The sequence below is a fragment of the Glutamicibacter sp. MOO4 genome, from assembly GCF_056934395.1.
This window is the reverse complement of sequence record NZ_CM167800.1, coordinates 3,040,934-3,067,136: the sequence shown is the minus strand read 5'-3', so window position 1 is coordinate 3,067,136 and position 26,203 is coordinate 3,040,934. Positions and strand designations below refer to the sequence as shown.

At 56.9% G+C, this 26,203-nt stretch carries 29 protein-coding genes and 1 rRNA gene; 7 read left to right on the top strand and 23 right to left on the bottom strand.

The features are described from left to right. Positions 1-76: 76 nt before the first annotated feature. Entirely contained in the window at positions 77-403 is a 327-nt protein-coding gene (locus AC1Z3F_RS14370; protein WP_262198064.1) for a hypothetical protein, read from the bottom strand. A gap of 20 nt (positions 404-423) precedes the next feature. Beyond that, a 16S ribosomal RNA gene (locus AC1Z3F_RS14365) occupies positions 424-1,949 on the bottom strand. 469 nt (positions 1,950-2,418) lie between these two features. Here AC1Z3F_RS14365 and AC1Z3F_RS14360 point away from each other — a divergent pair. Next, a complete protein-coding gene (locus AC1Z3F_RS14360) occupies positions 2,419-2,550 on the top strand; it encodes a hypothetical protein (RefSeq protein ID WP_262198769.1) in 132 nt (43 codons plus the stop codon). A gap of 22 nt (positions 2,551-2,572) precedes the next feature. After that, positions 2,573-3,319 (top strand): NAD(P)H-dependent flavin oxidoreductase, encoded by a 747-nt coding sequence (locus AC1Z3F_RS14355; protein ID WP_131089737.1) that lies wholly within the window; start codon positions 2,573-2,575, stop codon positions 3,317-3,319. A gap of 18 nt (positions 3,320-3,337) precedes the next feature. On the opposite strand, the gene panC is transcribed toward AC1Z3F_RS14355, so the two are convergent. From panC to dacB, 13 genes are all read right to left on the bottom strand, one after another. Beyond that, the gene (gene panC / locus AC1Z3F_RS14350; protein WP_131089736.1) at positions 3,338-4,210 is read right to left on the bottom strand and encodes a pantoate--beta-alanine ligase; all 873 of its coding nucleotides are present in this window, start codon (positions 4,208-4,210) and stop codon (positions 3,338-3,340) included. A gap of 4 nt (positions 4,211-4,214) precedes the next feature. Further along, positions 4,215-5,081, bottom strand: coding sequence for a Rossmann-like and DUF2520 domain-containing protein (locus AC1Z3F_RS14345; protein ID WP_131089735.1), 867 nt, complete (start codon positions 5,079-5,081; stop codon positions 4,215-4,217). 2 nt (positions 5,082-5,083) lie between these two features. Continuing rightward, positions 5,084-6,442 carry a PH domain-containing protein gene (locus tag AC1Z3F_RS14340; RefSeq protein ID WP_131089734.1) on the bottom strand — a complete coding sequence of 453 codons (1,359 nt, stop codon included), beginning with the start codon at positions 6,440-6,442 and terminating at the stop codon, positions 5,084-5,086. Then, positions 6,439-6,936, bottom strand: coding sequence for a PH domain-containing protein (locus tag AC1Z3F_RS14335; protein ID WP_131089733.1), 498 nt, complete (start codon positions 6,934-6,936; stop codon positions 6,439-6,441). The genes AC1Z3F_RS14340 and AC1Z3F_RS14335 overlap by 4 nt, the downstream gene beginning before the upstream one ends. Next, entirely contained in the window at positions 6,905-7,366 is a 462-nt protein-coding gene (locus AC1Z3F_RS14330) for a DUF3180 domain-containing protein (protein WP_131089732.1), read from the bottom strand. The genes AC1Z3F_RS14335 and AC1Z3F_RS14330 overlap by 32 nt, the downstream gene beginning before the upstream one ends. After that, positions 7,363-8,196, bottom strand: a complete 834-nt coding sequence (gene folK, locus AC1Z3F_RS14325) for a 2-amino-4-hydroxy-6-hydroxymethyldihydropteridine diphosphokinase (RefSeq protein WP_131089731.1) — start codon at positions 8,194-8,196, stop codon at positions 7,363-7,365. Before folK ends, AC1Z3F_RS14330 begins: the two co-directional genes overlap by 4 nt. Then, positions 8,183-9,085, bottom strand: a complete 903-nt coding sequence (folP, locus tag AC1Z3F_RS14320; protein ID WP_483566145.1) for a dihydropteroate synthase — start codon at positions 9,083-9,085, stop codon at positions 8,183-8,185. The genes folK and folP overlap by 14 nt, the downstream gene beginning before the upstream one ends. Before the next feature lie 7 nt (positions 9,086-9,092). Continuing rightward, a complete protein-coding gene (gene folE, locus AC1Z3F_RS14315; protein WP_131089729.1) occupies positions 9,093-9,671 on the bottom strand; it encodes a GTP cyclohydrolase I FolE in 579 nt (192 codons plus the stop codon). A 9-nt stretch (positions 9,672-9,680) separates the two neighbouring features. Next, complete coding sequence (gene ftsH / locus AC1Z3F_RS14310) at positions 9,681-11,606, bottom strand: ATP-dependent zinc metalloprotease FtsH (RefSeq protein WP_131089728.1); 1,926 nt, start codon at positions 11,604-11,606, stop codon at positions 9,681-9,683. A 107-nt stretch (positions 11,607-11,713) separates the two neighbouring features. Next, positions 11,714-12,265 carry a hypoxanthine phosphoribosyltransferase gene (gene hpt, locus AC1Z3F_RS14305; RefSeq protein WP_131089727.1) on the bottom strand — a complete coding sequence of 184 codons (552 nt, stop codon included), beginning with the start codon at positions 12,263-12,265 and terminating at the stop codon, positions 11,714-11,716. 49 nt (positions 12,266-12,314) lie between these two features. Then, a complete protein-coding gene (tilS, locus tag AC1Z3F_RS14300; protein WP_242632529.1) occupies positions 12,315-13,256 on the bottom strand; it encodes a tRNA lysidine(34) synthetase TilS in 942 nt (313 codons plus the stop codon). Further along, a complete protein-coding gene (locus AC1Z3F_RS14295; RefSeq protein WP_483566144.1) occupies positions 13,253-14,173 on the bottom strand; it encodes a zinc-dependent metalloprotease in 921 nt (306 codons plus the stop codon). Before AC1Z3F_RS14295 ends, tilS begins: the two co-directional genes overlap by 4 nt. A gap of 17 nt (positions 14,174-14,190) precedes the next feature. Continuing rightward, the gene (gene dacB / locus AC1Z3F_RS14290) at positions 14,191-15,555 is read right to left on the bottom strand and encodes a D-alanyl-D-alanine carboxypeptidase/D-alanyl-D-alanine endopeptidase (RefSeq protein ID WP_131089725.1); all 1,365 of its coding nucleotides are present in this window, start codon (positions 15,553-15,555) and stop codon (positions 14,191-14,193) included. Positions 15,556-15,652: 97 nt separating this feature from the next. Between dacB and AC1Z3F_RS14285 the strand changes: the two genes are divergently transcribed. Next, positions 15,653-16,132, top strand: coding sequence for an inorganic diphosphatase (locus AC1Z3F_RS14285; RefSeq protein ID WP_131089724.1), 480 nt, complete (start codon positions 15,653-15,655; stop codon positions 16,130-16,132). A gap of 51 nt (positions 16,133-16,183) precedes the next feature. Here AC1Z3F_RS14285 and AC1Z3F_RS14280 read toward each other — a convergent pair whose 3' ends face one another. Continuing rightward, the gene (locus AC1Z3F_RS14280; protein ID WP_131089723.1) at positions 16,184-16,525 is read right to left on the bottom strand and encodes a YciI family protein; all 342 of its coding nucleotides are present in this window, start codon (positions 16,523-16,525) and stop codon (positions 16,184-16,186) included. 62 nt (positions 16,526-16,587) lie between these two features. Then, complete coding sequence (locus tag AC1Z3F_RS14275; RefSeq protein ID WP_131089722.1) at positions 16,588-17,796, bottom strand: DNA recombination protein RmuC; 1,209 nt, start codon at positions 17,794-17,796, stop codon at positions 16,588-16,590. An 83-nt stretch (positions 17,797-17,879) separates the two neighbouring features. Here AC1Z3F_RS14275 and AC1Z3F_RS14270 point away from each other — a divergent pair, with 83 nt between their 5' ends. Further along, on the top strand, positions 17,880-18,518 hold the full coding sequence (locus AC1Z3F_RS14270) for a pyroglutamyl-peptidase I (RefSeq protein ID WP_131089721.1): 639 nt from the start codon (positions 17,880-17,882) through the stop codon (positions 18,516-18,518). Between the two features lie 9 nt (positions 18,519-18,527). Then, positions 18,528-18,737 (top strand): hypothetical protein, encoded by a 210-nt coding sequence (locus AC1Z3F_RS14265; RefSeq protein WP_131089720.1) that lies wholly within the window; start codon positions 18,528-18,530, stop codon positions 18,735-18,737. A 78-nt stretch (positions 18,738-18,815) separates the two neighbouring features. On the opposite strand, the gene yczR is transcribed toward AC1Z3F_RS14265, so the two are convergent. Then, on the bottom strand, positions 18,816-20,216 hold the full coding sequence (gene yczR / locus AC1Z3F_RS14260) for a MocR-like transcription factor YczR (protein ID WP_483566143.1): 1,401 nt from the start codon (positions 20,214-20,216) through the stop codon (positions 18,816-18,818). A 61-nt stretch (positions 20,217-20,277) separates the two neighbouring features. On the opposite strand from yczR, the gene yczE reads away from it, so the two are divergent. After that, positions 20,278-20,931 (top strand): membrane protein YczE, encoded by a 654-nt coding sequence (gene yczE / locus AC1Z3F_RS14255; protein ID WP_483566142.1) that lies wholly within the window; start codon positions 20,278-20,280, stop codon positions 20,929-20,931. An 872-nt stretch (positions 20,932-21,803) separates the two neighbouring features. Here yczE and AC1Z3F_RS14250 read toward each other — a convergent pair. Further along, a complete protein-coding gene (locus AC1Z3F_RS14250; RefSeq protein WP_483566141.1) occupies positions 21,804-22,370 on the bottom strand; it encodes a hypothetical protein in 567 nt (188 codons plus the stop codon). 468 nt (positions 22,371-22,838) lie between these two features. Between AC1Z3F_RS14250 and AC1Z3F_RS14245 the strand changes: the two genes are divergently transcribed. Continuing rightward, the gene (locus tag AC1Z3F_RS14245; protein WP_131089717.1) at positions 22,839-23,441 is read left to right on the top strand and encodes a hypothetical protein; all 603 of its coding nucleotides are present in this window, start codon (positions 22,839-22,841) and stop codon (positions 23,439-23,441) included. Here AC1Z3F_RS14245 and AC1Z3F_RS14240 read toward each other — a convergent pair. From AC1Z3F_RS14240 to serS, 4 genes are all read right to left on the bottom strand, one after another. After that, positions 23,425-23,649 carry a hypothetical protein gene (locus AC1Z3F_RS14240; protein ID WP_483566140.1) on the bottom strand — a complete coding sequence of 75 codons (225 nt, stop codon included), beginning with the start codon at positions 23,647-23,649 and terminating at the stop codon, positions 23,425-23,427. The genes AC1Z3F_RS14245 and AC1Z3F_RS14240 overlap by 17 nt on opposite strands. A 72-nt stretch (positions 23,650-23,721) precedes the next feature. Further along, positions 23,722-23,925, bottom strand: coding sequence for a hypothetical protein (locus tag AC1Z3F_RS14235; protein WP_483566139.1), 204 nt, complete (start codon positions 23,923-23,925; stop codon positions 23,722-23,724). An 8-nt stretch (positions 23,926-23,933) separates the two neighbouring features. Next, a complete protein-coding gene (locus AC1Z3F_RS14230) occupies positions 23,934-24,764 on the bottom strand; it encodes an HAD family hydrolase (protein ID WP_483566138.1) in 831 nt (276 codons plus the stop codon). A gap of 125 nt (positions 24,765-24,889) precedes the next feature. After that, complete coding sequence (gene serS, locus AC1Z3F_RS14225; protein ID WP_131089714.1) at positions 24,890-26,167, bottom strand: serine--tRNA ligase; 1,278 nt, start codon at positions 26,165-26,167, stop codon at positions 24,890-24,892. Between the last annotated feature and the right edge of the window lie 36 nt (positions 26,168-26,203).

Here is a 26,203-nt window from a genome sequence, read left to right as displayed (position 1 = left end):
GAACCCCGCCACCCAAGAAGACAATCAACCAACCATCACAACACCAACCCCAAAAGGCCAGCACCGCAACACTTGATCAAATCATCCACCAGGGACGGAGGCTTGTTGCCTCAAAACCCAACAGCATGCCAAACCATACAAACCACACACCATCAACACCCACATTCCAACACCACCACCACACACCAACAAACCCACCCAAAAGGACGGATTCATTCATGTGAAGTAACAATGCGTACTCGCAAGCACCAACACCATACAGCCACAGCCAATACCCCGACACACACCCCAACCACTCATAATGAGGACCAGCGTGCACACGTTTTCCAGTATTGAGTTCATTGATATTCCACCCATGAGCAACCCACCCGTACAACACTCGTGCACAGACATGGGCAACCATAATAATGGTTAGCTCCTTAGAAAGGAGGTGATCCAGCCGCACCTTCCGGTACGGCTACCTTGTTACGACTTAGTCCCAATCGCCAGTCCCACCTTCGACGACTCCCCCCACACAAGGTGGTTAGGCCATCGGCTTCGGGTGTTACCAACTTTCGTGACTTGACGGGCGGTGTGTACAAGGCCCGGGAACGTATTCACCGCAGCGTTGCTGATCTGCGATTACTAGCGACTCCGACTTCATGGGGTCGAGTTGCAGACCCCAATCCGAACTGAGACCGGCTTTTAGGGATTAGCTCCACCTCACAGTATCGCAACCCATTGTACCGGCCATTGTAGCATGCGTGAAGCCCAAGACATAAGGGGCATGATGATTTGACGTCATCCCCACCTTCCTCCGAGTTGACCCCGGCAGTCTCCCATGAGTCCCCACCACTACGTGCTGGCAACATGGAACGAGGGTTGCGCTCGTTGCGGGACTTAACCCAACATCTCACGACACGAGCTGACGACAACCATGCACCACCTGTGAACCAGCCCCGAAGGGAAACCCCATCTCTGAGGCGGTCTGGCACATGTCAAGCCTTGGTAAGGTTCTTCGCGTTGCATCGAATTAATCCGCATGCTCCGCCGCTTGTGCGGGCCCCCGTCAATTCCTTTGAGTTTTAGCCTTGCGGCCGTACTCCCCAGGCGGGGCACTTAATGCGTTAGCTACGGCGCGGAAAACGTGGAATGTCCCCCACACCTAGTGCCCAACGTTTACGGCATGGACTACCAGGGTATCTAATCCTGTTCGCTCCCCATGCTTTCGCTCCTCAGCGTCAGTAAATGCCCAGAGACCTGCCTTCGCCATCGGTGTTCCTCCTGATATCTGCGCATTTCACCGCTACACCAGGAATTCCAGTCTCCCCTACATCACTCTAGTCTGCCCGTACCCACCGCAGATCCGAGGTTGAGCCTCGGACTTTCACGGCAGACGCGACAAACCGCCTACGAGCTCTTTACGCCCAATAAATCCGGATAACGCTTGCGCCCTACGTATTACCGCGGCTGCTGGCACGTAGTTAGCCGGCGCTTCTTCTGCAGGTACCGTCACTTTCGCTTCTTCCCTACTGAAAGAGGTTTACAACCCGAAGGCCGTCATCCCTCACGCGGCGTCGCTGCATCAGGCTTTCGCCCATTGTGCAATATTCCCCACTGCTGCCTCCCGTAGGAGTCTGGGCCGTGTCTCAGTCCCAGTGTGGCCGGTCACCCTCTCAGGCCGGCTACCCGTCGTCGCCTTGGTGAGCCATTACCTCACCAACAAGCTGATAGGCCGCGAGTCCATCCCCCACCGATAAATCTTTCAACAACCCACCATGCGGTAAGAAGTCATATCCGGTATTAGACCCAGTTTCCCGGGCTTATCCCAAAGTCGGGGGCAGGTTACTCACGTGTTACTCACCCGTTCGCCACTAATCACCCGTGCAAGCACGGGGTCATCGTTCGACTTGCATGTGTTAAGCACGCCGCCAGCGTTCATCCTGAGCCAGGATCAAACTCTCCATAAAAAAATAAAAAGCCATCAGCAACCCCTCGGAAAATAAGGGCGAAACCAATGAAGTCCTGGCGAATAAAAAACACTCAAGAACATCACACGGGGGTGCAATGCCTCAAGCAAATGTTATGTATTCACCAAATAAAATAAATATTCGGTATCAACAAACTTGGCACACTATTGAGTTCTCAAACAACAAACACTCTCGACACCACAACCACCATTTCTCAGTGACTGCTTCGCTCCGGAGCAACTTTTCTAGCCTACCATGTTCCGTGACCCGGTCAAAACCGGTCGAAACGCTTCAGTGAAAAGTGATTTGCCACCGGGTAAACAACTCGTATATTTCGTGTTGTTTCCGTTCCGGCAACAGATAAAAACTATACAGAGGTTTCCAAGATGTTACAAATCGAGGGGCCGCGTTCTAGGTCACATTAACCTTGCTGTCCTACTGAGGCACATGAACGAACTTCAACGCACCTATGGCAGGAGCTGCCGGTGGCGCTTTGGCAGCGGCGGTTTCCTTAGCTGGCGGAGTCGGCATGATCGGAGTATCCGGTTCCTCAAAGGAAGAGTGGATCCAGGAACAAGTTGGGCACGTTGCCTCCCCTTGATACACCCTGGGGTGTTGGCTTTATGGCGTGGTCTCTGAAAACGAATCTATCCCCGCTGGAAATCTTCCTCGAATACGGTCCGACGCTGGTGTCTCTAAGTTTTGGCGACGTCAGCCGTGGGGCGCCCCTAGCTCACGAAGCCGGAGTGCTGACCGCAATGCAGGTAGGCAACGCAGCGGAGCTTGAACGGGCCATGGACGATGACATCGACATCATCATCACCCGTGGTAGTGAAGGCGGCGGGCATGGGCGCAATGAAGCCGGAACCTTGCCACTACTACAGCTGGCCACACAGCAACAGTTGAAGCCAGTAGTTGCTGCCGGTGGTGTTGGCACGGCCAGTGGGGTTGCGGCAGTGCTGGCCGCGGGTGCCCAGGCGGCGTGGGTCGGCACCCGTTTCTTATCTGCAACACAATCGTTGGGACATGAAAACGTCAAGCAGGTAGTGCGAGCATCCGGGATGGATGACACCACCTACACCCGGGCGTTTGATATTGCCCAGCAACTTGCTTGGCCCGCGCAGTTTCGCGGTCGAGCCCTGCGCAATGAGTTCAGCGCATCCCACGAGGATTTGTCCTCTTGGGATGCGACCGAAGAACTACGCGAGAAGATGGTGACCGCTCGCGCAGAGGCTGCCGTCGATATTGACCCGGTGTATGCCGGGCAGGCGGTTGAGTTTGTTACCGCGCCGCAGTCCGCCCAAGAGATCATCGCCGAGCTGGCGGGTTTCCGCCAGGTGCTTGCCGCTGCTTCGCGGCGTTTCCGCTAAGAACGCTTCGGCTAAAAGCTAGGCAGAGATCGGCTGGTTGTCGATCAAACGCACCTTGCCAACGGTGGCTGCCACAAGGATCAGGCCTTCACCGGTGAAGGGAGTGTCCTGGCAGTTAAACGCCAGCTCTTCTAAGGTGTTGGGATCAACCACCGTGAAGTAGTCAAGCTGAACCAATGGTTCCATTTGGAACAGGCCAATGGCGTCCTCGATGTTTAGTGGCTCATGGTTGGCCGCACGATCGGCGATGAGCTGGATGGAGCGGTGCAACACCATGGCCGCTTCCTTCTCTGCCTCGCTGAGCAAGGCATTGCGGCTGGAGAGGGCCAGGCCCTTTTCACTGCGTACGATCGGCACCGAACGAAGTTCAACCGGGTAGTCCAGGTCGGCAACCATACGACGGATCAACACCACCTGCTGGGCGTCCTTCTGCCCAAAGTAGGCGCGGTACGCACCCTGGCGTGGGTCAGCTAGGTGCAAAAGCTTGGAGACCACGGCAAGCATGCCATCAAAGTGGCCCGGACGTGACGCGCCTTCATACAGCTCACCCATGCGTCCCGAGGCCAGCTTTATCAATGGCAGACCTGCGTGGTAAATCTCCTGCGCCTCGGGGGCGAAGATGATGTCCACCCCGGCCTCGGCAGCCAGTTGCACATCGGCTTGGAGCTGGCGTGGGTAGCGGGCGTAGTCGCCGGCGTCGTTGAACTGCAGCTCGTTGACAAAAATCGAGATGACAACCAGTTCATTTTCTTCACGCGCGATACGGAACAGGGAACCATGGCCCTGGTGCAAGGCGCCCATGGTGGGAACAAAGCCCAACGATCGGGGATTAGCCTCGGCGATGGCCGCCTTCAGTTCCTGGCGGGTTTTACAAATTTTGGGGGTTTTCACCCCTCTATTCTAGAACTCGCAACAGTTCTTCGAGTGTGCCTTGTGAGATAAGCCCTCGATCGGCCGCCCGCAAGGCGGTAGCCCTCGAGAGGCTGCGGTAGGAATTGTTGGTTTCCGCCGGGTCGCTGGATAGCGCGTCGAGGTGTGCGGTGACGGTGCCGATATCCCCGCGAGCCACCGGCCCGGTCAGTGCGCCGGCTCCCGAGCGCAGGGCGTTATCTAGGCTGGCGCTCATCAGTGCGCGCAAGGTATTGGCCGGATCTTCCACCCCGATGCGGCGCAGAATATCGGCGGACTGCGCGGTGATGGTGTTCAGGTGGTTGGCGGCGTGGGCCAGGGCCGCGTGGTAGCTGGCGCGATCGGCTTCTGCAATGACCACCGGTTCGGCGCGCATTTCCACTACCAGCGCTTGGGCTACCGGCAGCATCACCTCATCGGCGGTGACCGCAAAAACGCAGTCGGTGAGCCGGGCCAGATCCATGCTCATTCCGGTGAAGGTCATCGCCGGGTGGATGGCTAGACCAAAAGCGCCAACATCTAGCGCCGGTTGTAAGATGCTGGTGCCAAATCGTCCGGCGGTGTGTGCGATCAGCTGGCCGGGTTGGATATGCCCGGCGGTGGCTAGGCCGGCCACTAATTCGCCAAGCACGTCATCGGGTACCGCAAAAAGTACCAGTTCGCTGCGTCGCAGAATTTCGGGCGGGTCCAAGATTTCAACCCCGGGCAGTAGTGCGTCGGCGCGGTCCTGCGATGCTTCGGAGACCGCGTGGATCCCGGTGATTCGGTGTCCGCTGGCGGCTAAGGCGGCACCTAGTACGGTGCCAACTTTGCCGGCCGAGATGATGCCGATTCCCAATCGTGGTGCGTCCACTTCTACCTTTCGACCTGGCGTGTGGCTTGGGCCAGGGTAAATTCTGCTGCGATCTGCGCATCAACCTGATGCAGGTGGCCGATGATATTGCCGCCCGCACAAAATAGGCGGACCCCGGCTAGTTTACGCTTTTGCTCCCATGGGCCCTGGCTAAATTCCATTCCCTGCACCCGAGAGTGCGGGACAAAGGTGGCAGTGCGGGCCAGCCAACCGTAGCGGGAGATCACGGTGGTGTCGGTGACTAAAAATCCTTGGTGCTTCCACGCTCCCGGGGAGAGTGACTTGGCCCGGGAGGGGGAGCCGATGAAGCCGTGCTCATAACCTGTGCTCACCGCGGTGGCCAGCACCTCGCGCTGGTTAATGACGCCAAGATCGGGCAACAAAATACCCATGATGCGGGTGACCGATTCAAAGTCGCCCACGGGCAGGACCTGAAAATTATCTGCGTCATCGTTTTTGGTGCCCAGCACGTTGACTTCCACCTTGTACCAGCCGACCAAGCGCCAGAGCAGCGGGGCGGTGACGCAAATGGCTTGGACTCGACCGGCGGGGATGGAGTGTTGCCGGGTGTCGGCCAGCCCGTAACTGATGCGCATCCCGGTGTCCATGGCGCTGGCGGTGTAGTTCCAGCCTTGGTTCAGTTGTTTGTAGAACCAGCTGCCAAAACTGAGCAGCACCGGCAAAACACCGGCGATGATCCCTTGGACGCCGGTGAGCCACAAGATGACCATGGTCAGGCAGGCCAGCGTGCCGATGACTATCGGAAGCTGGAGGAACAAGGAAGCTAAGAGCCGGCCGATCGGGACCTTGGCCATCAGTGGCAGGGTTGCTGGGTTTGGGTCCGCTTGGTTTGGGTCTGCCGGATCGGTCAGGACCCTGGCTTCGCTCGGCGTTCCTGAGTTCGCGCGTTCGAGGATGAGCTGGCGCAGGGCGTGAGCGTCGGCCTTGGAGAGGAAGGCTAGGCGCAGTACCGATTCGGAGGAATCGGCCACGTCAAAGCGGAGCTCGGCTAGACCCAGTAGGCGGGCAACCAACGGTTGGGCAATATCGATGCCCTGCACCTTATCGATGCGCGCCTGTTTTTGGCTGCGAAACAGCGTGCCGGAATTAACGTAAACGTGGCTTTCGGTGAGCTTGTAGCGGGTGAAATACCAGGACAGGAAATAGAAGGCGAGCACCACCAGTAGGGCCGCGCCAGCTAAGCCGAGGGTCCATAGCAGCCGGTCTCCGGCGAAGCGTTCGGCGAAGGACAGCTCATCGGTGTTCTGCCAGTAGATGTAGAGCAAACCAACGATGGCCAGCCAGCCATGAACAAAGGGGCTGGCCGGGTGCACCCGTTGCCATGTGTCGTTGTTGCTCACAGCATTTTCTCTTCGCCGGCCGAGACCAGCCGTTCACGCAGGGCTTGGCCTTGCTCCGCGGGCAAGCCGTACACGTGGGCGGTGGCTCCGGCGCCTGCGGTGTTTAAGGTCAGCTGGCACAGTCCGAAACGTCGTTCCAAGGGACCGCTGTTGACCTCAACGTATTGCATCCGCCCGTAGGGAATGACCACCTGCTTGCGCCACATCACCCCGGATCGGACAATAAAGTCTTCTTCGCGCTCTAGGTAGCCAAGGGCTAACACTTGGCGGCGCAGAATCCGCAAGATCAGTAGGGCAATCACCAGTGCCAACACCGGAGCGGCGATCGCCAACCATAGGGGCGTGGAAACCCCGGCCAGTAGGAGCACCCCCGGAATCAGCGTCACCAGCAGGATTACTCCCCAGGTGATCGCCCAGGTGGTGAGCTTCACTTTGAAGTAGCTCGGGTGTGCCGGGGTGAAGCTATTCGGTGACCACGGAGTCGTTGCTGTCATCGGTATCCTCTGGGGGTAGCTTGCACAGGTGTTGGACAATGTAGCCAATAACCACCATAAGCACACCGGCCCCGGCCAGGACCAATCCGCGGCTCAGGGTGGGGCTTTGACCGCTGGCCAGCCAGAGGGTCAGGATCGATGGCAGGTGCCAGCCGGTAATCACCGCTCCGGCGTAGGCCGAGGCTTGGGCCAGCACCAGGGTGCGGGCCGCGGCGATCGGCTCAAAGTGGGATTTTCCCATCGAGGATCGTTTAACCCGGATCCCCAAAAAGAGGATCACCGCGCAGACCGCAGCCAGGGAGAACAGCGCCGAGTAATCCAGTACCGGGGCGTAGCGCCCGGCGGCGGTCAGTGCGCTCAGTGCGATCCACCCAGCCACCGCGCCAAACGCGGCGCACAACAGAACCCAACGCAGCTTCAGCTTGCTCATAACCGGATGATGTCCTTGGTATCGGCGGCGTTGGCGGCCAACCGGGAAACCAGTTGGCCCTCAAGTACCGCGTCGGGGTCCATCCAGCTCCATGGGGCCAGCACAAAACCGCGTATCGCGGCCCGTGGATGTGGCAAGGTCAGCCGTTCATCGCTCAACCGCAGGTGATCGTAGGTGATCAGGTCCAGATCCAAGGTGCGTGCTTCCCAGCGAACCTCGCGGGTGCGATGGTGCTTGGCCTCAATGCTCTGGCATAAATCCAAGAGCTGATGCGCCGACAAAGTGGTGCGAACCTGGATCACCTGATTGGTGTAATCGGGCTGATCTGGTGGGCCACCGACCGGTTTGGTGATGGCCAATGGCGAGCAGCGCAGAATTTCTAGCTCTTGCGCCAAGTCTTTCACCGCAGCCGCCAAGGTGGCCTGCGGGTCACCCAGGTTGGCACCGAGGGCAATGATGGCGGTGTGCCGCTTCTGCGTGCGGGTCAGCGAGATGGTGACGTCGGTAAAAGGCACCGGAATCGGCGCCTGCGGCTTATGAACCACCACGTCAATTTCCAGCACGCTCAGGTAGGCGGCGAGAATCGCCTCGGCAATTTCACTGCCCAGCTTCTCGATCAAATCCCACGGCCCGGCCTGAATCTGTTCAACCACCAGCTCGCTGACTTCGCCGTAGTGCACGGTGTCTAAGACGTTGTCGCTGGCGGCGGCTCGGGTGATATCAACGTGGAGCACCACGTCGATGATGAACTTCTGCCCGTCGCGCTTTTCGTGGTCAAAGACCCCGTGATAGCCGGTGGCAGAAATGCCGTAGATGCTAATGCGATCCATAAGCCTGCACGACTTCAATGGCGTCGCGGCTGCCAATTACGTCGTGAACCCGTACGGCCCAGACCTGGTCTTTGGCGGCCAGCACGGTGGTTGCCGCGGTGGCGATATCGCGTTCAAGTGGCTTGCGGCTAGTACCGGCCTCGGCGAGCAGCGAACCCAAGAATCGTTTGCGGCTGGTGCCGATCAGTACTCGGTGACCCAGCTCTTCGATGGCCGCAACGTTGGATAACAGGGCCCAGTTGTGTTCCGCATCCTTGGCGAAGCCCAGTCCTGGATCGATGATGATCTGCTCAGGCGCCACACCCTTGGCCACAAATTCGTCACGTAGGCTACGTAGTTCATCGATAACTTCGGTGACAACGTGCTGATAATTTGCTTCGGCCACCATATTCTGTGCAGTGCCGCGGCGGTGCATCAGCACATAAGGTACACCGGTTTCAGCGATCAATTCCGGCATGCCCGGCTCATAGGTCAGCCCGGACACGTCGTTGATGATGTGGGCACCGGCGTTGATGGCAACCCGCGCCGTGCTCACGTGCATGGTATCTACCGATACCACCGCTCCGGCTTTCACCAGGGCTTCGATGACCGGGATGATCCGCGACTGCTCCAGGGCAGGGTCAACATCCTTGGCGCCGGGGCGCGTGGACTCTCCGCCGACATCGATGATGTCAGCACCCGAGTACAGCAACTTCAGCCCTTGATCGATGGCGGCATCGATCGAAAGGTACTTCCCGCCGTCGGAGAAGGAATCTTCGGTGACGTTCAGGATGCCCATGACCAGGGTGCGGTCGGTGCGAAGATCAGCCATAGTCTTCTTCTTGGACTTGCGGATCACTGGCAATGGGCTGGTGTTCGGGCCGGTGCCCGGGATAGCTCCAAGGGACAAGAGGTTCCTACCTTCCGAGGATCAGGCTCATGGCTTCGGCGCGTGTGGCGGTTTCCCGCAGCTGTCCACGCACCGCACTGGTCACGGTTTTTGCTCCGGGCTTTTGCACCCCGCGCATCGACATGCACATGTGCTCACATTCGATGACTACGATCGCCCCGGCCGGGTTCAAGTGCTCCACCAGCGAATCAACGATCTGCGTGGTTAAGCGTTCTTGAACCTGCGGGCGACGGGCGTAAACCTCAACCAAGCGAGCCAGTTTGGACAGGCCGGTGACCTTGCCGCCCTTGCCCGGGATGTAACCAATATGGGCTGATCCGTAGAAGGGCACCAGGTGGTGCTCGCAGGTCGAGTAGAACGGGATGTCCTTGACCAGGACCATCTCGTCGTGCTCGATGTCGAAAGTGGTCGACAGGTGCTCTGCCGCGTTCTGGTGCAAGCCGGCGAAGAATTCCGCGTAGGCCTTAGCAACCCGGTTTGGGGTGTCTACCAGGCCGTCGCGATTAGGATCTTCACCAATGGCTTCGAGAATCTCGCGGACGGCTGCCGCGATTCGCGGCTGATCGATCTGTTGTTGTTCACTCACGCTTCGATCCTAGTCGGTCGAGGAAGCTGCGCGCTCCTTGGGGCTTAACACCGGGCCTTGTGCGTGCACTGGGCGTTCCTGATTACTCAGCCACACATCACGAATTTCGCGCTTTTGCAGATCGGTGAAGATCTCCGCGATTTCCTTCTGGTTCAGCGTCTCGTGTTCCAGCAGGGCCAGGGCCAGGCGGTCAAGCACGTGGCGGTTGATCATCAGTGCTTGGTAGGCGTCGTTGTGGGCCTGCTCGATCAGCTCGCGCACTTCCTGATCCACCAGGTGGGCCATTTCATCCGAGTACTCCCGCGAGGAAGTTCCCATCTGCTGGTCCGCGGCCGTGCCGGCCAAGCGTACTGCGCCCACCTTGCCGCTCATGCCGTATTCGGTGACCATCTTGCGTGCGGTGTCGGTTGCCTTCTCGATGTCGTTTGAGGCACCGGTGGAAGGATCGTGGAAGACGATCTCTTCAGCCACACGACCACCCATGGCGTAGGCCATCTGGTCCAGCAATTCGTTGCGCGTCACCGAATACTTATCGGACTCCGGAACCACCATGGTGTAACCCAGGGCGCGGCCACGAGGCAGGATGGTGATCTTGGTGACCGGTGCGGTCTGGTTCATCGCCGCAGCCACCAGAGCGTGTCCGCCCTCGTGGTACGCGGTGACCTTACGCTCGTGCTCGTCCATCAGTCGGGTACGCTTCTGCGGGCCGGCCATGACGCGGTCAATGGCCTCATCCAGTGCGCGGTCGTCAATCAGGTTGGCGTTCGAGCGTGCGGTGAGCAGGGCAGCTTCGTTGAGCACGTTGGCCAAATCGGCACCGGTGTAACCCGGGGTCTTCTTGGCTACAGCGTTCAAGTCCACGGTGGCATCCATTGGCTTGCCCTTAACGTGTACTGCCAGGATCTGCTCGCGGCCCTTCAGATCCGGTGCTTCCACTGGGATCTGACGGTCAAAGCGGCCTGGGCGCAGCAGGGCTGGGTCCAGAACGTCAGGACGGTTGGTGGCAGCGATCAGGATGACGTTGGTGGTGGCGTCAAAGCCGTCCATCTCCACCAGCAGCTGGTTCAGGGTCTGCTCGCGCTCATCGTTACCGCCACCGATACCGGCGCCGCGGTGGCGACCTACGGCGTCGATCTCATCAACAAAGATGATCGCTGGGGAATTGTTCTTGGCCTGTTCAAACAGGTCGCGGACGCGACTAGCACCCACACCAACAAACATTTCAACAAAGTCAGAACCGGAGATCGAGTAGAACGGTACCTGAGCTTCACCGGCGACGGCTTTAGCTAGCAGGGTTTTACCGGTACCTGGAGGGCCGTAGAGCAGCACACCCTTAGGGATCTTGGCGCCCACGGCTTGGAACTTAGCTGGTTCTTGCAGGAATTCCTTGATTTCGTGGAGTTCTTCCACGGCCTCATCGGCACCGGCAACGTCCTTGAAGGTCACCTGTGGCATGTCCTTGGTGATCAGCTTCGCCTTGGACTTACCAAACTGCATGACCTTGGAGCCGCCGCCCTGGGAGCGGGCGAGGATGAACCAGAAAATACCGGCAATCAGCAAGAACGGAACAATCAAGCCGAGCATGGAAAGCAACCAGTTGCTTTCCACCGGCTGATCGGTGAACTTATCTGGCTCGGCCTTATTGATCGCGTTAACAACCTGACCAGCACGTGCGGTGGAGTAGTAGAAGCTCACCGACTTGCCCTTGTCTACGCCATCCACCTTGAGGGGATCGCGTAGTTTCAGGTCGACTCGCTGGTCTTTGTCATACATTTTGGCGTCGGTGACGTTGCCGCTGGTTAGCTGCGACATACCCACCGAGGTGTCTACCTTGGCAGAGTTATTGCCAAAGACCATCGGCAAGAACAGCGCAACAGCGATAACGCCAAGTAAAACCCAAATGATCCAGCTGTTAAAAAGCTTCTTCGTTTTCATTGATCCGCAAGGCCCCGCGCCTCACGCATCCCCCTCACGCACTACTAAGGCGTCCGGGTCACGCCACCTTCGATACTTCTCAACGCCCTAATGGCGAAAAAAGTTCCCTACTGGTAGATATGCGGAGCCAGGGTGCCCACGCAATCTAGGTTGCGGTACTTTTCCGCGTAGTCCAGGCCGTAACCCACGACAAATTCATTAGGAATGTCCATGCCGACGTACTTAACGTCGATTTCAACCTTGGCTGCCTCTGGCTTGCGCAATAGTGCACAGATTTCTACCGAGGCTGGGCCACGGGATTCAAGGTTCGACTTCAGCCATGACAAGGTCAAGCCTGAATCGATAATGTCTTCAACGATCAAAACGTGCTTGCCCATCAAGTCCGAGTCAAGGTCCTTGAGGATACGTACAACGCCGGAGGACTGGGTGCCCGAACCGTAGGAGGATACTGCCATCCAATCCATGGTCAGGTGCGACTCGAGCGCACGGACCAGGTCAGCCATGATCATCACAGCACCCTTGAGCACACCCACTACGAGAATGTCGCGGCCCTTGTAGTCCTTGTCGATCTGCGCGGCGAGCTCTGCCACGCGTGCCTGAATTTCTTCTTTGGTGTACAGAACATGCGCCAGATCGGCTTCGACTGCAGTGGAATCCACGAGGGTTCTCCTGATTCTAGAGGTGTGGTACTTACCTAGAGTGCCACATTTAATGATGTGTTGTTGAGCCGGTACTCGTGAAAACTATCACCGAGCTTCGCCTAAAGGCGCTGATTTTGCCATCCAGTTGCACCGGACCAGCAGATTTGGACTTAGGAACGCCGATTCCGCCCAGCGCGCACAGCGCCTGTGTTCGCTCATGGCCCACATTTTTTGCGCCAGATTCGATGGCGGCTAGGCGTAACACTCGGGAAGCCACCGCCACCGGCAACCGAGCTAGTTCCTCAAGTTTGGTTCCGTGAGCTGTCTTAGCTTCCTGCGCCCAGAGATCCAGAGCCGCAGCATCAGCGGCTGCCAGCGAGGCGGTTCGAGCCAATGCTTCAGACACATGTTCGCCAAGCTGTTCGCGCAGAAATGGCAGGACGTCATGCCTGATCAGATTCCGCCGGTAACTGGTATCAGCATTGCTCGGGTCTTCCCAGTACTCCACTGCGGCATCCTGGCAGATCGCCTCGGTCTGTTCCCGGGTCAGCTCCAGTAGGGGCCGGCGGTATGGTCCACGTTCCGCTGGCATCCCGGCCAAGGACCTGGTGCCCGAACCGCGCAGCAGACCGAGTAATACCTGCTCGGCCTGATCATCACGAGTGTGGGCTAACAACAATTGTTGGGCGCCAGTCTGGGCCAGCGCCTGCTCAAACTGTTCATACCGCGCTGCACGGGCCGACGCCTCATCACTGGAGGTCGACACCCTAAACACCAGCACCGGAGCCAAGCCCAACTCTCGGCAGGTTTGCGCAGTTTGCTGCGCAACCTGGGCACTGTCAGCTTGCAAGCCGTGGTCCACGATGACCGCCCCAAAGGCGGTAGGTAGCGATGCAGCCACAATGGCTAATGCCAATGAGTCAGCTCCGCCGGAGACTCCAATCAGGCTCAGCCCCGGACCACTGACCTGGGCGACAGCGCGACGGGCATCGTGAAAGGCTTGATTCATCGGGTGCGGGCCAACCAGCGTTCTGGATGATCTAATTCGTCAGCGTTGGGGAAGAGTTCACGGGCAGCAAAGATCTCGTTGAATCCCTCGTAGCCGATTTCATCAACTATGTGCCTGACAAACTTTGCTCCGCGCTTATATTGCAAAGCCTTTTCATCCATGCCCAAGAGCTTGCCCAATAGTGTGGCCCAAGCCGAACGGTTTTCTCCGCGGGCTTCAAAGCGTCGGCGGATGGTCTTGATGCTGCGGATCGAGGTGACATCATTCATCACCACCATGGCGTGACCTTCAAGCACGGACATGATGCTGGTCAGTTCACTGACCTCAGACTTCATAGACTTCAGTCGCTCACCGAGCTGACTCATTGAGTTCTGTCCGGCCATTGGCTCAAAGGCCTGAGCAAGGATAGATTTCATCACTTCAGGAATCCATGGTGCTTGCTCAAACTGCAGGCGGTGGGTCTGCTCATGGGTAGCAATCCACAGATAGAAGTCTCTGGCATTCACATTCAAGTCGCCGCGAATCTGGGTGATAGTTGGCGCGTTGAGCAATAGTCGTGGTCCAACAAACGGGTCAAACTGGCCCAGTACTCGGGTACCTAGTACCGAGAGCACTGCACCCAGTTCGGCTCCGGCTACGGCTGGCACCATGGCTGGTACATCAAGCTCAGCCGGCAGCATCGCAGCAAAGTTCTGGCTGACGGCTTTGGCCCAACCGGCTCGATCAACCACGAGGGTCTGGGACGGCGCGGTGGAGACCAGCTTGGAGATTTTCTCCGCTTCAACTAGTCCTTCGCCGGCTGCGATGCGCAGTTCTTCAACAATGCGGGCGGCATCTTGTTTAACGATTTTTGGCCCTGCAGGCATCAGCGTTTTGGCGGCGCTGGCCGCCAGTTTCCAATCAACAAGTTGTTTCATGTGCTATTCCTGCTCCTTCAGCTCTGGCAGCCACAACCGCGGATGGCGGTTACGGCTGAGTCGATGGTCGGCTTATGAGGTGCGAGTGTTCCGTTGGGTTGGTGGGCAAAAATTGAGAAGACCAGCAATCGCCCATCTTGGGTCACGGTCATTCCAGTTAGTGTGGCCACCCCGGTCAGCGATCCGGTTTTGGCGTGTACTAATCCAAGCGTAGATTCCTGACCTAAACGCTGCATCAGAGTTCCGCTATATCCGGCAACCGGCAGCGAATAAACCAACTCACGTAGTTCTGCTTTGGGACTGGTGGCTGCTGCGCGCAGCACTGCGGTCAGGGCTGCCGGCGAAATTTTATTATCGGCCGCCAGACCGCTGGTATCTCTTAATTCTGCGCCTTGCGCTCCGTGCTCCGCAGCGACATCTGCCACTGCTTGACCACTTTGTGCTGGTTCCAAACCACCCTTGATGGCGACCAAACGCCCCATGGTTTCGGCAATATAGTTATCGGAAACCAACAGCATATGTTTAATGATCTGACGCAGTGGCGCGGATTTCACTTCCGCAATCTGCTCACCGCCGTCATAGGCTCCGCGGCCACCTTCGTTGACCTTAACCGAGGCGCCTAGTTCTTTGCTGAACACCTTGCGTACTTGTTCGGCAGCATCAGATTGGTAGGCAGTGTCGGTGCTAAATCCGGCGCGTCCTGCATAGTGCGCTATCGGGTAGACCTCGGCAATGTTGTTTGAGGTGAACAAGGACTTGTCCCACGCGGAATTATTGTGGGCGTCACCAAACAAGGAGTCGTCAACCCACAAAGAGACTTCGCTGACCCCGCGAGATTTAAGTTCTTTGGCGGTCTGTTCGGCTAAGGTCGCTAATCCGGCGTAACCCTTGGCCTGGCTAGGATCAGACTTTCCATCCCCGAGCAGTACATCTCCCCCACCACGTAAGACCAGAGTGTTTCCGTCCAACAACACGGAGGTTGATAGTTGGCTATCGCCACCCAAGGTATCGAGGGCGGCGAGGGCAGTGACTACTTTCAGGCTCGAAGCTGGCGTACCTTTTGTGTCAGCGTTTCTGTCATAAAGAACATTTTGGCTGGCAACGTCGACAACTTGAGCATTAAAAGTGGTGCCGTCTGGATTATCGGCCAAGATGGCATCCAGTTGCGCGCCTAGTGCCGCCGAGTCCGGTACCGGGGCATTCGGATCAAGATCTGCCACCGCTGCGGGGTCTTCTTTTGCCGCTTGAGCACTAGCGGGAGTGTAAAACGCTTCAGGTTCTCCGGTGAAAAATCGAGGGGCCAACATCATGGCCAAAACCATGCCAATCACGGCCAGAACGACCACCCCCAGCGTAATCGCGCGTCGGGCGGCAGTGTTCATATGGTTACATTCCTCTCGAAGTTTTATCGAAGGGGCCCCAAGGGGCGATACGCTTATTATCGGATATCCCTAAGACTAGTTTAGGAGTGTGCTTTTCATGAGCCACGACGTGACCATCGAGATCCCTTCCGGATCACGCGTCAAGTACGAAATTGACCACGAGACCCACCGCTTGCGCCTGGATCGAGTGCTCTTCACTTCCATGCAGTACCCAACGCACTACGGTTACTTTGATGACACCTTGGGCGAAGACGGCGATCCATTGGATGCCCTAGTCTTCATCCCTGGTGTTGATCTGATCCCCGGTGTCATTGTTGAATCCCGCCCAATCGGCGTATTCAACATGACCGACGACGGTGGTGGAGATGCCAAGCTGTTGTGCGTTCCAGCCGACAAGCGCTTTGACCACATCAAGGAACTTGAGGACATTGACGAATGGCTGATCAAGGAGATCGAGCACTTCTTCACCCGTTACAAGGACCTGGAACCAGGCAAGTGGGTTAAGGCTGAAGGTTGGGAAGGTCGCGAAGCTGCTGAAGCTGAGTTGGCTCGCTCCATCGAGCGTTTTAAGGCCTAGTCACTAGACTTGAGCCGTAATGGCGGTGACCTCTTGGGGTCACCGCCATTTTTAACTTTCGGGGTCATCTTGGAAGACACGAAGTTCTTGCGCGCAGCGGCAAGCGGCAGCAAACTTTGCCGCCCAGAAAACCGCCTGCTCATAGGATGGGAGCTCTAACACCGCGTACCCTCCCTCAATCTGCGCAGTCTGCGGATAGGTGCCGGGATGGATGACCCTCTGCGCATCAACCATGACTGGCGCGATGCTCTCATCAATCCCTCCGCCAAACACCCAAACCCCTGCGGCCTTCGCTTCGCGTAAGACTTCATGGGCTGCCTGCGCCACCGCCTCCAAGTCCTCCTCAGGAAATTTCATGTCCGGGCTGGGAAATGAGATGAGGTACTTGGACATGTTTTCTCCTTGGGATAACGCCGCTATTTGCGCCTAGCGTAGTCCTGAGAACACGGCTGATACTAGGCTTCGGGAAGCAATCCGGTGAGAACGTCTTCTTGAGCGGAGACTTCCATGGTTTGCACATCGCGCAGCGTCTTTTCCAGAACCCGGCTTCGCGTACCTGCTGCGCTGACGGTGTTCTGTGCCGCGGAGAGTTGCTTGCCCAATTTGTCCCAGACATCTCCGTACTTACGGAATTCTTCCTTGGCTGCCGAGAGTACCTGCCACACTTCGCTGCTGCGTTTTTCAATGGCTAGGGTCCGGAAGCCCATTTGTAGCGAGTTGAGCAGACTCATCAGGGTGGTCGGGCCGGTGACCAAAACTCGGTGCTCGGTTTGTAGCTTGCTAGCTAAGCCCGGACTGCGAACAACTTCAGCGAAGAGCCCTTCGGTGGGCAGGTACATGATGGCAAAGTCGGTGCTGTAGGGCGGGGCGATGTACTTGCTGGAGATCAGTTTCGCCTGCTCGATAATTGCCCGGTCAAGCGCCTTGGCCGCAACGTCAGTTGCCGCCTTATCTCCCGATTCTTGGGCATCAAGCAACCGCTCATAATCTTCTTGGGGCAGCTTGGAATCGATAGGTAGATAGATGGTTCCTGCCTCACGTCCAGGCAAAATCACGGCAAACTCCACCACTTCACGGCTACCCGGAACAACCACAACGTTCTGCTCATATTGGTCTGCGGTCAGAATGTCTTCAAGCTGACGTGAGAGCTGAACTTCACCCCATGAACCACGGCTCTTCACATTGGTCAGTACACGCTTTAGTCCACCGACATCTTGGGCCAGAGACTGCATTTCGCCCAAACCCTGCTGGACCATTTCCAGTCGCTTGCTGACCAGCTCGAAGGATTCGCCCAGACGCTTCTCCAAGGTTCCCTGCAGCTTTTCATCCACGGTCTCGCGCATCTTCTCCAGCTTGGCCTCGTTACCCGCGCGCAACTTCTCCATCTCTTGCTGGAGTAGATGCTGGATCTGAATATGCCGGTTGGCGTTGGATTCGCTCATGGAGCTCAGCTTCACGTCAATCTCCGTGCGCACTTCACCCATGCCCTGGCGCAGTTCATTTCGCTGGGTCCCTAGCTCTTGGCGTAGCTCAGAGTTTCCGGCCCGCACCGAGTCCCGGATCTGGACTTCATCGTTGCCTGCCGTGCGGCGAATCAGCAGCAATGCGACACATGCCGTTGCGAGAATATTGAGGATGACGAGGACTAAAACCGCGATAATCATGAGCACCTATCCAGAAGCTATTGATCTGACGTACACCCAAGCTCTACCAGCATGCACCGACAGTTTGGGGTCATAATGGGTTCATGCATTTTTTGGTGACCGGCTTTGAGCCCTTTGGCAACGACCAGTTCAACGCCAGCGGCGAAGCCGTGCAGCTGCTTCCCGAACAAGTTGCTGGTCACCAAATCAGCACTGCCATCCTGCCGGTTTCATTCAAACGTTCAGGAGAGTGTCTCAAAGCGCTCCTGGCTGAACGTCAGCCGGACGTTCTGATCTGTGTGGGTGAGGCTGGCGGCCGAGCTGAAATCAGTATTGAAGTTCTGGGATTTAATGAGGATGATGCGCGCATTCCGGACAATGATGGCGCCCACCCTTCCATGGCGCCCATCATCCGTGGTGGAGAGCAAGTTCGAAGTGCAACCCTAGATCCCCAGCTAATCCTGGATGCGTTGCAAAAATCTGACCACGGCGCCTACCTTTCCGAGGATGCCGGAAGATTCGTTTGCAACCACGTCGCTTACCTTGCCTATGGGCAGGAAGTTCCTGCACTTTTTATCCATGTACCGGCACTTCGCCCCGAAGGGCAGAAAGCCACCGTGGGTGCCGAAACTGACGCAGGAGAAACTGCTACAAACGATAAGTTAGGTCCCGGCTATACCCTCACTGGACTAAGCGCCGCACTGACCGATGCGCTGTCGGCCCTGATCAGCCAGAACAAATAGACTACTGACATGATTCTCTTCACCCTGGACCTATTTGAGGCAACAGTTCTTTTGCTGTGGATTGCAGGAGTCATCTTCGTGGGCTGGGGCTACTTCTTGCATCGCTCAGCGAACCGCCTAATAATGCTGTTGGTGTCCCTATGCATTCCCGGATTTGGTATTTGCTACGCTGCCGTTCAGGCAGTTCAAAAACTCACCCTCAAGAAGAACTTGGGCTAGATCATGAACTCACCGACGCTTCGCTGGCTGGACTGATCCGGGGCTTGCCCGTTTCACGATCAAGGGTTAGCTCGTTCGCTAAACAGCCACCTTGTGCCATGCTTCCGCGATGGCCGGAAGCGCTTGCTCCAGTTCGACTCTTTCCTGGGCGAAGGGCAAGCGCAGATAGTGCTCCAAACCGTGGCCTTCCACAGCGAACGTAGAGCCCGGGGCGAGCAACACCGATTTGAGCTGGCGCGCCAAAGCACTAGATCGCGGCTGAGGTAATTGGCACCAGAGGCTCAGACCACCGGCTGGCTTGTTTGGTCTCCACGAAGGTAGCAATCGGTCCAGTTCATCAACCATCCAGTCCCGGTTTTCCCGCAAAGAATCTCGGGTGCTTTGCGCAAGGGTTGCGCCGGAATTTAGCAAATTAGCCAGCACTAATTGCTCCAGTACTGGCGCTCCCAAATCCATGCTCATGCGCGAGCGGGCTATTGCACCAGATAGATGCCTAGGCGTGCGCAACCAGCCCAAGCGAAGCCCGCCCCAGTGCGACTTGCTGGCGCTGCCGACGGTGATCAGGTTCTTGGAGAAAGCGGCCATGGGCAGTACCTCTGGCTCAGAATCAAGCCATAGTTCGGCGCAGGTTTCATCGATGATGCCAGTGGTTCCCGCGCGGTCTAGTTCTGCAGCCCAGCGCTCACGACGGACATCATCCAACAAGGTTCCGACGGGGTTATGGAAGTCCGGAAGGCATAGCATCACAGACGGGGACACCGCCTTCAGCGCCGCGGCGATCTGTTCTATATCGGAGCCATCGGGCCCAATGGACACCGCGGCAGTCCGGGCACCGTGGGCTTTGAGCGCAAGTAACGAATTAGGGTAGGTCGGCGATTCAGCCAGCACACTTTGTCCGCGGGACATCACCGCACGCCCGGCGGCGGCTACTGAGGAGAGCGCACCAGAGGTGACAATGATCTGATCCGGCCCGGTGGGTAGACCTTTGCGCGTGTAGTAATCGGCCAAAGCCAGTCTTAACGGCTCAATACCCAGTGGGTAGTAACCCATGGTGGCGGCATATCTTGGCAACTGCTCAAGGGCTTTTTGGAACTCTTCGAGCATTCCCGTCGGAGCGTTCGGCGCCGCGCAGGTGAGATCAATTGCGGTACTGCCCGGCATCGGCCCAAAACCGCCTAGCGGCAATGGTTCGGCTCCACCTGCCACTGGTCCTCCAGGGATTTGTGCAACAGTTCCCGAGCCTTGGCGGGAGCTAGCGTAACCACATTCGCGTAGTTCAGAGTAGGCGCGTGAGACCGTGGTGCGGCTGAGCCCAAGCCGGCTCACCGCTTCTCGTTCACTGGGCAACACGGTGCCGTGCAGGATGCGCCCGTTGGCAATCAGCGAACGCAGGGTTTCAAAAAGCCACCGGTAAGCTGGCTGGGAAGAGTCTGCTGCTCCGAGCATGCTAGCGAGCGCAGCACCTGTGACGCGTCCCATAAGACCACCTCTTCAAAATTGGCTCTTTTTTCTATGTCCAATTTACCGGAGTATTTTATTCATGACCATCACTAACCTGACTCCGCGCCAACAGCTCGCCAGCGGACGTTTGCCACTGCGATTCTTTAACCTCTTTGTAGGTCTGTCCCTCTACGCATTAGCGATGGCCATGATCATCCGAGCGCAGCTGGGTGTGGATCCATGGGATGTGCTGCATCTGGGCATCGCGAATCATGTGCCATTGTCGCTGGGCACCATCATTATCCTAGTGGGCGCGCTGGTCTTGCTGGCCTGGATCCCCTTACGCCAATGGCCAGGACTGGGAACCATCGCCAACACGCTGTATCTCGGAATAGCACTGGACTTCTTCTTGCGCTTCCTGCCTGAAATCAACGGCCTTGGCTGGCAGATCCTCACCCTGGTGGTCGCGATCCTCGTCAATGGTCTCGGCGGAGCCCTCTACATCGGAAGTCACTTCGGCCCCGGCCCGCGCGATGGGCTGATGACCGGACTGCACCTGCGCACCGGACTGTCGCTTCGGCTGATCCGCACCGCGCTAGAACTGTCGGTATTGGGCATCGGCTGGCTGCTCGGTGGCCCGGTGGGCTTGGGCACAGTGGCCTACGCGGTCCTTATCGGACCGGCGACACAACTCTTTGTTTCACGTACTAGCGTGCGCTTGCCGCAACAGCAGGCAAGTGAGATTCGCTCTTAGTTTGGGACACTCGGGCAGGCGACATTACCCGGTTTTACATTGGAGAAGACGTCACGGCTGAGCGCTTGGGAACTTCGAAACAACTCAGGTCTTTCACCGACCAAGTTCCATACCATTCAGCACATTGCACCCGTGAGCATCCTGACTGTAGACAAGCTTTTTCCGTGCCACCGAACCGAAGGGCACCTGCGCCCAGCCCTCATAGGTGTGAGCTGGGCGCAGATTCGTTGAAGAATTTACTTGGTATCTACGTTGCACCATTGCAGAGTTGCGCGCGCTCTGAATCAAATGACGGGGGGCCAGAAACCCGGCCTCCCCGACCTCAGAGCTACCTTGTCAACCCGTCTAGTTGTGCCTAAACCATTCTTCGTCAGTTGGGATAGTGGCACTTCCGGACTTGGAATTAGTGATCTTACAAGGGGCGACAACGGAGTAACTAGACCAGCTAAATTTGTATCCTCGCGCACCCAGCTGCAACCACTTAGTCGACCTGGAGCCGTTTTTCCAAGTGTAAGAATCCGTGGCAGTAATTGTCGTACTCTTGCTCCAGCTGGTATCGAGCTTGGCGTTAGCGACCTTGAATACCTCAGTTGATATTCCAGCTGTCACCGAACGGGTCACGGTAGTACTTGACCCTTTAGTGATGGTGTAGCTGACCCCCGGGTCGAGCCACTTCTTTGAATAACTCCCTGACATGAACACTGGGGTACTCTTCCAAATGCTCGCATGGTTTCCAACATCACTGCAGGCCGCCGGCGTTCCTATGCTAGGCAGATCCCCGTTAGCTGCGTTCGCTGCGGGAAGACCCATTCCTAGCAACAGCAGGACGGAAGCTCCCATGGTGAGACCCTTGGGCAATGACTTCATTTGATTTACTCAATCTCAAAAACCGACGCAGCTAGCTCAACTTGCCCAACTACCTCCAAGGCATCTGGCAATTCTGCAGGGCTTAGCATTCTCGTGGTGAACATTTCAACGGAATTTTCTGTACAAGCCTCAGACTCGATGCCAGATTTCAAAGGCTCGGAATCAACAGTGAAATCAACCCGCCAGAGAGTTCCTTCTTCGACAGATGAACGACACATGTATGAAACCAACAGAGACTTTTTGCTCTCACCCGCAATCTCTGGAATGATTAATTCGCCATCGGGCTCAATCAACCCTTCAGTGACAAGGGTAAGCTTTGAATCGGATGATTCTTTATTGCGTTTTTCGGTTAGCTCAGTAAGCTGCGCAGGGTCAAAGTTCTCGTAGACAGATTTAACCTCGTCAATCTCAGCCGACCCCTCAGAACTTTCATGCGCAGCAGGCGATTTCAGATCGCTATTCGGTGGCTCATCTGAAGCTTGTGTGCACGCCGCGAATATTAGTGTCGAGACAAATACCATGGCAACCAGCACTGGCTTCGAGCAAGCACGCAGAGAATGACTTCTTTTCACGACTCGCCTCTAACTCAGATTTACAAAAATGTATGATCAGATTAGATGATCCGAAGTCAGGTCAATAAACACTGCTCTAACCTGCTTAATAATCAAGAATATATAGGAAGTAGCTTTACTCGCATGCTAACAGGGGAAAAATTCTAACCAGAAAACCCTGTAATCAATGGCATCCCAATACTTCGCGTTCAGCAACAGATCAGACAGGAAGACTTGAGCCGCTGCAACTAAAGCTTTGCCTACAACTCCGCATTCTTTGGACTGCCTAGATTAGGAGCCGTTATCATTCGCTGCGGTCACACCGCAATTCGTACGGATCAATTCCTTGTTCCGCTTGCTAACGGCAATCGCAAGTTTTGTCAGCACATCCAAGGCTGAAGAGCAGTTAAGCACCTGTGGAGCGCAATCCAGTGCAACACATCGGGCAGTACTCGCGACAAACCCGCCGGCACAGGCAATACTGGAAATATGTTTGTCGTTGCGCTCAGCCCCCGACCCCGCTCGGTCACCGATGTTCTCGATGCCAGTGAGCAGTTGTGGCATCAGCTGGCGCAGGTTGATACCCACGCATCCTTCACCGCGCTGAGCGGTCAACTCTTGTTCGGTGTGCCCAAAGATCCTGAAGCAGCAGTGGATGCACTAATGCGCGTCACGAGGCTGAACTTCTGCAATATCGGGCTAGGCATCGGCAGCTTGTATGAACCAGTGCCTACCGACGCGGACTTGGTTGAAGGTAAGGCTGCACGTCGTGCTCTGGGCGCTTTGGAAGCGGCCAGTCACCGTGGCGAGCGGGTACCCATTTGTGTCTCCTCAGGCAGCGAGCAGATGGATGCCGAGTTGGAAGGGCTGCTGCGCATGCTCGGTCAATGGATCCGCACCCGTACCGAAGCAGAATGGTCGGTGGTGGACCTACTCACCCCGGGAGTTCGTGGCCAACAAAAAGCCGTGGCGGAAATCCTTGGTATTACCCCGCAGGCGGTGTCCGCCGCGATTGTGCGTTCGGGCTATAACGACGAGCTCGGCGCCCGAGCAGCCATCGCCCGACTGCTGGAATTCACTGACCAGCTGTAGAACCCTGCGCGTGCTTTAGTTCGCGCTCTTTCCTTTTGCGCAGCCGACGCACTTCAGACTTGATTTGTTTTATCGGGATATAAAACGCTCCGAAAATGAAGAAAGTGCCCATCAGGGCAGTCATCACCTTGAGGCATCCGTCGCGACCGTGCTCCTCATCCGGTGTTGTAGCCACCGGCATGTTTTTAATAGCTGGATCAAAGTACACCTGAGCATTGATCTCATAAGCCGGGCAATCCGACTCTTCGCGGTCCCATGACGTCGCCCGTGTATATTTGGGCTAACCGCCGAGATACTCGGACAGCCCTACATGGCAGGTCGAAGGATGCGAAACAACGTATCCGCGCTCAGGGCGCTGATATTGCCCTGAATCTGGATCCCCAATAATTGTGTATCCGAGTGCACCAAAACCCATGGCCAGAAATATCAGGCCGACAATGCACATCCAAAACACGTAAGCGACAAAGCCAAAATTGCTTTTCACGTGGTGAGCTAGTCCTGAAGCAATCTTTCGAGAACGATCGCCAAACCGTCCTCATCCACACCTTCGGTCACCGCGTCTGCTGCGTCCTTGACCTCATCCGGGGCTTGGCCCATGGCCACACCGTGGCCAGCCCACTGAAGCATCTCGATATCATTGCGTCCATCACCGACGGCCAGGGAATCAGCCGAATCAAACTTGAGGATCGCGCGCAGGCGTTCCAAACCACTGGCCTTGGTAGTTCCGTCGGCCGCGATATCAAGCCAAGCGGTCCAACCTACCGAGTAGGTCACCCCGGAAAGTCCGAGCCCTTGAACGGCCTTGCCAAAGTCCTCGGCGGTATTGTCCGTGGAGAAAACAACAACGCGCACTGCCTTTTGGCTCAGCAGTTCTTCAAAATCTACAACCTTGGTTTCGGCGCCAAAGCTGGCGTCACCAAAAGTTTGGTTGGAAAGAAATTCGCCGCGCTCATTTTCTAGCGCGTACTTGGCCTTGGGCAACTGCTTCCACAGGGCCTTGAGCGCCACCGAAGGATCAAAGACTTCACGGTGAATCACTTCGACCTCACCGTTGCTGACCTTGGCCAGCACTCCGCCATTGCTGACCACTACGTAGCCGTGATCAATGCCGAGCTCTTCCATCACTGGAAGCGCGGCCCCGAGGGAACGTCCGGTGGAAATAACCACCTCATGGCCTTGCTCCACTACCGCTCGGGCTGCTTCGCGTACCCGCTGGCTCATCTGTCCCTGATGGTTGACGATTGTTCCGTCCACATCAAGGCAAATCATCATTTTCTGCTTATCTAGTCGGTCGTCGTTGCCGATCTTTGTCATAACTGTCATAGCTCAAGTTAACCATCACCACCATATTTTCGCGATGACCCAAGGCACAGGGGAACCTGAATAGCTGGTTAAATGCAGTTGCCGGTCACCCTGAGCGGATGACCGGCAACTAGTTGAGCCTTGATTTACTTGAGGACTTCGAGTCCACCAAGGTAAGGCTGCAGGGCCTTTGGTACGTTGACCGAACCGTCTGCGTTCTGGTGGTTTTCCAGAATCGCTACGATCCAGCGGGTGGTAGCCAAGGTGCCGTTCAGGGTAGCTACTGCACGGGTCTTGCCTGGCTTGCCGTCAATGATTTCGCGTTCGCGAATGTTCAGGCGGCGGGCCTGGAAAGTGGTGCAATTTGAGGTGGAGGTCAGCTCGCGGTAAGCGTCCTGGGTTGGAACCCAAGCTTCACAGTCGAACTTGCGGGCAGCGCTCATGCCGAGGTCGCCGGCGGCGGTATCGATCACGCGGTAAGGAAGTTCCATGCGGCCAAGCATTTCTTCTTCCATAGCCAACAGGTTCTTGTGCTCAGCTTCAGCGTTCTCAACGCTGGTGTACGTGAACATCTCCAACTTGTTGAACTGGTGCACTCGGATGATGCCGCGAGTGTCCTTGCCAGCCGAACCAGCTTCACGGCGGTAGCACGAGGACCAGCCAGCGTAGCGGATTGGGCCTTCGGACAGATCTAGGATCTCGTCCGAGTGGTAGCCGGCCAGGGCCACCTCAGAGGTGCCAACCAGGTACATGTTGTCACGCTCGAGCTTGTAGATCTCGTCGTCGTGGGCCACGTCGAAGCCGGTGCCCTGCATGGTTTCTGGACGAACCAAGGTCGGGGTGATCATCGGGGTGAAGCCGCGCTCCAACGCCACGTCAAGGGCCATGTTCATCATCGCGATTTCCAGGCGGGCGCCGATGCCCTTGAGGAAGTAGAAACGCGAGCCAGATACCTTGGCACCACGTTCCATGTCGATGGCGCCAAGCTTCTCGCCGATCTGCAGGTGGTCCAGCGGTTCAAAGCCCTCAGCCTTGAAGTCGCGGATGGTACCCACATGCTTTACGACGGTGAAGTCGTCTTCGCCGCCGGCAGGGATGCCGTCGATGATCAGGTTAGGGATCAGTCGCTGCAGTTCGGTGCACTTGGCAGATGCCTCATCAGACTGAGCCTGAGCAGACTTGACCGAAGCGGCCAGCTCTTTGACCTCGGCCAGCAGCGCAGAGCGCTCCTCGCCTTTGGCCTGGCCGACCTTCTTAGAGAACGCATTCTGCTCGGCACGCAGGCGTTCGTAGGTGGCAATGGTTTCACGACGTGCCGTGTCAGCTGACAAAAGCTGGTCAATTAACGACTCGTCGGCACCGCGCGCGCGTTGCGAGGCACGGTACAAATCCGGATTTTCGGTGAGCATTTTCAGGTCGATCACACGTTAAGCGTAGCAATCATGAGTACGATGAAAGGA

Bases quoted from the DNA above. Each gene is read 5' to 3' on its own strand.
- tilS (WP_242632529.1), bottom strand. From the start codon at position 13,256: ATGAATCAAGCCTTTCACGATGCCCGTCGCGCTGTCGCCCAGGTCAGT.
- AC1Z3F_RS14245 (WP_131089717.1), top strand. From the start codon at position 22,839: ATGTTTGTCGTTGCGCTCAGCCCCCGACCCCGCTCGGTCACCGATGTT.
- AC1Z3F_RS14370 (WP_262198064.1), bottom strand. From the start codon at position 403: ATGGTTGCCCATGTCTGTGCACGAGTGTTGTACGGGTGGGTTGCTCAT.
- AC1Z3F_RS14270 (WP_131089721.1), top strand. From the start codon at position 17,880: ATGCATTTTTTGGTGACCGGCTTTGAGCCCTTTGGCAACGACCAGTTC.
- folK (WP_131089731.1), bottom strand. From the start codon at position 8,196: ATGGATCGCATTAGCATCTACGGCATTTCTGCCACCGGCTATCACGGG.
- AC1Z3F_RS14330 (WP_131089732.1), bottom strand. From the start codon at position 7,366: ATGAGCAAGCTGAAGCTGCGTTGGGTTCTGTTGTGCGCCGCGTTTGGC.
- ftsH (WP_131089728.1), bottom strand. From the start codon at position 11,606: ATGAAAACGAAGAAGCTTTTTAACAGCTGGATCATTTGGGTTTTACTT.
- AC1Z3F_RS14230 (WP_483566138.1), bottom strand. From the start codon at position 24,764: ATGACAGTTATGACAAAGATCGGCAACGACGACCGACTAGATAAGCAG.
- AC1Z3F_RS14335 (WP_131089733.1), bottom strand. From the start codon at position 6,936: ATGACAGCAACGACTCCGTGGTCACCGAATAGCTTCACCCCGGCACAC.
- yczE (WP_483566142.1), top strand. From the start codon at position 20,278: ATGACCATCACTAACCTGACTCCGCGCCAACAGCTCGCCAGCGGACGT.
- AC1Z3F_RS14265 (WP_131089720.1), top strand. From the start codon at position 18,528: ATGATTCTCTTCACCCTGGACCTATTTGAGGCAACAGTTCTTTTGCTG.
- yczR (WP_483566143.1), bottom strand. From the start codon at position 20,216: ATGGGACGCGTCACAGGTGCTGCGCTCGCTAGCATGCTCGGAGCAGCA.
- AC1Z3F_RS14355 (WP_131089737.1), top strand. From the start codon at position 2,573: ATGGCGTGGTCTCTGAAAACGAATCTATCCCCGCTGGAAATCTTCCTC.
- dacB (WP_131089725.1), bottom strand. From the start codon at position 15,555: ATGAACACTGCCGCCCGACGCGCGATTACGCTGGGGGTGGTCGTTCTG.
- AC1Z3F_RS14275 (WP_131089722.1), bottom strand. From the start codon at position 17,796: ATGATTATCGCGGTTTTAGTCCTCGTCATCCTCAATATTCTCGCAACG.
- AC1Z3F_RS14295 (WP_483566144.1), bottom strand. From the start codon at position 14,173: ATGAAACAACTTGTTGATTGGAAACTGGCGGCCAGCGCCGCCAAAACG.
- AC1Z3F_RS14285 (WP_131089724.1), top strand. From the start codon at position 15,653: ATGAGCCACGACGTGACCATCGAGATCCCTTCCGGATCACGCGTCAAG.
- AC1Z3F_RS14280 (WP_131089723.1), bottom strand. From the start codon at position 16,525: ATGTCCAAGTACCTCATCTCATTTCCCAGCCCGGACATGAAATTTCCT.
- AC1Z3F_RS14360 (WP_262198769.1), top strand. From the start codon at position 2,419: ATGGCAGGAGCTGCCGGTGGCGCTTTGGCAGCGGCGGTTTCCTTAGCT.